Genomic DNA, 756 nt, shown 5'->3' with positions numbered 1-756 from the left:
AGAAGATCTTCGGTCCGACCCGGGACTGGGAGTGCTACTGCGGCAAGTACAAGCGCGTCCGCTTCAAGGGCATCATCTGTGAGCGCTGCGGCGTCGAGGTGACCCGCGCCAAGGTGCGCCGTGAGCGGATGGGCCACATCGAACTGGCCGCCCCCGTCACCCACATCTGGTACTTCAAGGGCGTCCCCAGCCGGCTGGGCTACCTGCTCGACCTGGCTCCCAAGGACCTCGAGAAGGTCATCTACTTCGCGGCGTACATGATCACGTACGTCGACGAGGAGCGCCGTACCCGCGACCTGCCCTCCCTGGAGGCGCACGTCTCCGTCGAGCGGCAGCAGATCGAGAACCGCCGGGACGCCGACCTGGAGGCCCGCGCCAAGAAGCTCGAGACCGACCTGGCCGAGCTCGAGGCCGAGGGCGCCAAGGCCGATGTCCGCCGCAAGGTGCGCGAAGGCGCCGAGCGGGAGATGAAGCAGCTCCGCGACCGCGCCCAGCGCGAGATCGACCGCCTCGACGAGGTGTGGACCCGCTTCAAGAACCTCAAGGTCCAGGACCTGGAGGGCGACGAGCTGCTCTACCGCGAGCTGCGCGACCGCTTCGGCACGTACTTCGACGGTTCGATGGGTGCCGCGGCGCTCCAGAAGCGCCTGGAGTCCTTCGACCTCGACGAGGAGGCCGAGAAGCTCCGGGAGATCATCCGTACCGGCAAGGGCCAGAAGAAGACCCGTGCGCTCAAGCGCCTCAAGGTCGTCTCCG

At 67.5% G+C, this 756-nt stretch carries 1 pseudogene; it reads left to right on the top strand.

The window, feature by feature from the left end:
* Positions 1 to 756 (top strand): annotated as a pseudogene (locus G6W55_RS37985) (DNA-directed RNA polymerase subunit beta'); the annotation flags it as partial.

It is taken from the genome of Streptomyces sp. CAI-85, assembly GCF_013363615.1.
Classification (GTDB): domain Bacteria; phylum Actinomycetota; class Actinomycetes; order Streptomycetales; family Streptomycetaceae; genus Streptomyces; species Streptomyces antibioticus_B.
Note: the sequence above shows the minus strand (reverse complement) of the source record. Positions and strands in the feature narration are given on the sequence as shown.